The 2,628-nt window shown below is 76.6% G+C and carries 2 protein-coding genes; one reads left to right on the top strand and one right to left on the bottom strand.

Annotated features, from left to right (window positions below; all coding sequences use genetic code 11):
- Nucleotides 1–203 precede the first annotated feature (203 nt).
- Nucleotides 204–1,661, top strand: coding sequence for an aminopeptidase P family protein (locus tag ACFV0G_RS36960; protein ID WP_380557443.1), 1,458 nt, complete (start codon nt 204–206; stop codon nt 1,659–1,661).
- Nucleotides 1,662–1,858: 197 nt separating this feature from the next.
- On the opposite strand, the gene ACFV0G_RS36965 is transcribed toward ACFV0G_RS36960, so the two are convergent.
- Nucleotides 1,859–2,623, bottom strand: coding sequence for a thioesterase II family protein (locus ACFV0G_RS36965; RefSeq protein ID WP_380557446.1), 765 nt, complete (start codon nt 2,621–2,623; stop codon nt 1,859–1,861).
- Between the last annotated feature and the right edge of the window lie 5 nt (nt 2,624–2,628).

Below are 2,628 nucleotides of genomic sequence, written 5' to 3' on the forward strand. Positions count from 1 at the left end.
GGGGGCGCTGGGGCGTGCCGGCCCCCCCCACGCCCCCCCCCCCCCCGGGGGGCCGGGGGGGGGGGGGCCGCGGCGCGGGGCGGCGCCCCCACGGCGTGAGGGGTGCCGCCACCGGGGCCGGATCAGTACCATAACAATGTGAAATTGCACCGAGCCGAATCCGGCCCGGTCACCCCCTCCTGCCCCGAAGGAGATCCCGTCCCGTGACCGGCCAGCGCATACCGATCCCGCCCCGCACCGGCAGCCACGACCTGTCCGTCTCTGCCGCCCTGGATGCCTTCATGGCCACCGACTGGGCGCCGACCCCGCTGCCCGCCGACGACCGCGTCCCCGGGTACGCGGGCCTGCCGGCCCGGCGGGCCGCGCTGTGCGGGGGGTGCCCCGGCGAGCGGCTGGTCGTACCGGCCGGGCAGCTCGCCGTCCGCTCCAACGACTGCGACTACCGGTTCCGCCCGCACAGCGCGTACGCCTGGCTGACCGGGCTGACCGGCGAGGAGCAGGCCGGCCACGTCCTGGTGGTCGAGCCGACCGGCGAGGCGGTGCTGCACCTGCGGCCGCGCTCGCCGCGCGACGGCGGCAGCTCGGAGTTCTACCGGGACCGCCGCTACGGCGAGTTCTGGGTGGGCCGGCGCCCCGACCTGGCCGAGGCCGAGCGGCTGACCGGGCTGCGGACCGTCCACCTCGACGACCTGGGCACGCTCTTCACCGGTGCGCAGCCGCCCACCCGGGTGCTGGCCGGCGTCGACCCGGAGCTCGACGCCCTCACCGGCCGGCCGGCCGCCGGCCACCGGGCCGGCGACGACCGGCTGGCCGCCGTCCTCGCCGAGCTCCGGCTGGTCAAGGACGAGTGGGAGGTCGGGCAGCTGCAGCTCGCGGTCGACCACACCGTCACCGGCTTCGCCGACGTCGTCCGGGAGCTGCCCGCCGCGCTGCGCCACCACCGCGGCGAGCGGTGGCTGGAGGGCGTGTTCGACCGGCGGGCCAGGGCCGAGGGCAACGGGCCCGGCTACGAGACGATCGTCGCCTCCGGCGCGCACGCCTGCGTCCTGCACTGGATCCGCAACGACGGCCGGCTGGACCCCGCCGACCTGCTGCTGCTGGACGCCGGCGTGGAGACCGACACGCTGTACACCGCGGACGTCACCCGCACCCTGCCGCTGAGCGGCACCTTCAGCAGCGCCCAGCGGGACGTCTACGAGCTGGTGCTGGCCGCCCAGGACGCGGGCATCGCGGCGCTGCGGCCCGGCGCGAGCTTCCGCGACTTCCACCGGGCCGCGATGCGGGTGATCGCCGAGGGGCTGGCCGACTGGGGCCTGCTGAAGGTCTCCGCCGAGGAGGCGCTGCACCCCGACAGCGGCCTGTACCGGCGCTACACCCTGTGCAGCAGCGGGCACATGCTCGGACTCGACGTGCACGACTGCGCCCGGGCCCGCGCCGAGGCGTACCTGGACGGGGTGCTGGCACCGGGTCAGGTGCTCACCGTCGAGCCGGGCCTCTACCTCCAGCCGGACGACGAGACGCTGCCGCCGGAGCTGCGCGGCATCGGCGTACGGATCGAGGACGACCTGGTGATCACCGCCGACGGCGCCCGGCTGATGTCCTCGGCGCTGCCCCGCACACCGGACGCGGTCGAGGAGTGGATGGGCGGCCTGCTGGGCTGAGCGGCCAGCCGCCGTCAGCGGGCGGCGGCGGCCTCCGCCCAGAGCCGCCCGGTGAGTTCGGCCGCCGGGCCGGTCCGCACCAGCCGGTGACCGGTGCCCGCCCACAGGTGCATGGCGTCCGGGTCGCCGCGCCGGGCGGGGGGGGCCCCCCGCCGGGGGGGGGTGCGCCCGGCCGGCTCGGCGGTGCCGGCGCCCGGTCAGGCGCTGTGGGCGGCCAGCCCGTCGGTGATCTCGGCCAGCACGTCCCGCTGGTGCGCGGCCAGGTAGAAGTGGCCGCCGGGGAACACCCGCAGGCGGAAGTCGCCGGTGGTCTCCTCGGCCCACGCCTTGGCCTCCTCCACACTGGACTTCGCGTCGTCGTCGCCGATCAGCGCCACGATCGGGCTGCTCAGCGGCCCGCCCTCCGGACGGCGGTAGGTCTCGATCGCCCGGTAGTCGTTGCGGATCGCCGGGAGGATCATCCGCAGGATCTCCTCGTCGCCCAGCAGCGCCGTGTTGGTGCCGCTGAGCGCCTTCAGTTCCGCCACCAGGCCGTCGTCGTCGCGCAGGTGGACCCGCTCGTCCCGGTGGGTGGCCGGCCCGCGGCGCCCCGAGGCGAAGAGTACGGCCGGCGCTCGCCCGTCCGCCTCGAGCCGCCTGGCCAGTTCGAAGCCGAGGACCGCGCCCATGCTGTGGCCGAAGAGGGCGAGCGGGCGGTCGTCCTCGACCTGGGCGAGCACCCGGTGGATGCGGTCGGCGAGCTCGGCGACCGTGCCGATGGCGGGCTCGGACCGGCGGTCCTGCCGGCCCGGGTACTGCACGGCAAGCACCTCGATCCCCGGCGACAGCGCGGCGGACACCGGGAAGTAGAAGCTCGCCGAACCGCCGGCGTGCGGCAGGCACAGCAGCCGCACCGGGGCGTCCGGGGCCTGGTGGAAGCGGCGGATCCAGAGGTCGTACTCGGCGGGGTTGGGCGCGGTCATGCGGC

The sequence above is a fragment of the Kitasatospora sp. NPDC059571 genome (assembly GCF_042735675.1).
Classification (GTDB): domain Bacteria; phylum Actinomycetota; class Actinomycetes; order Streptomycetales; family Streptomycetaceae; genus Kitasatospora.

What these genes read in the sequence shown, in the direction of transcription:
- ACFV0G_RS36965 (WP_380557446.1), bottom strand. Translation starts at nt 2,623, where the DNA reads ATGACCGCGCCCAACCCCGCCGAGTACGACCTCTGGATCCGCCGCTTC.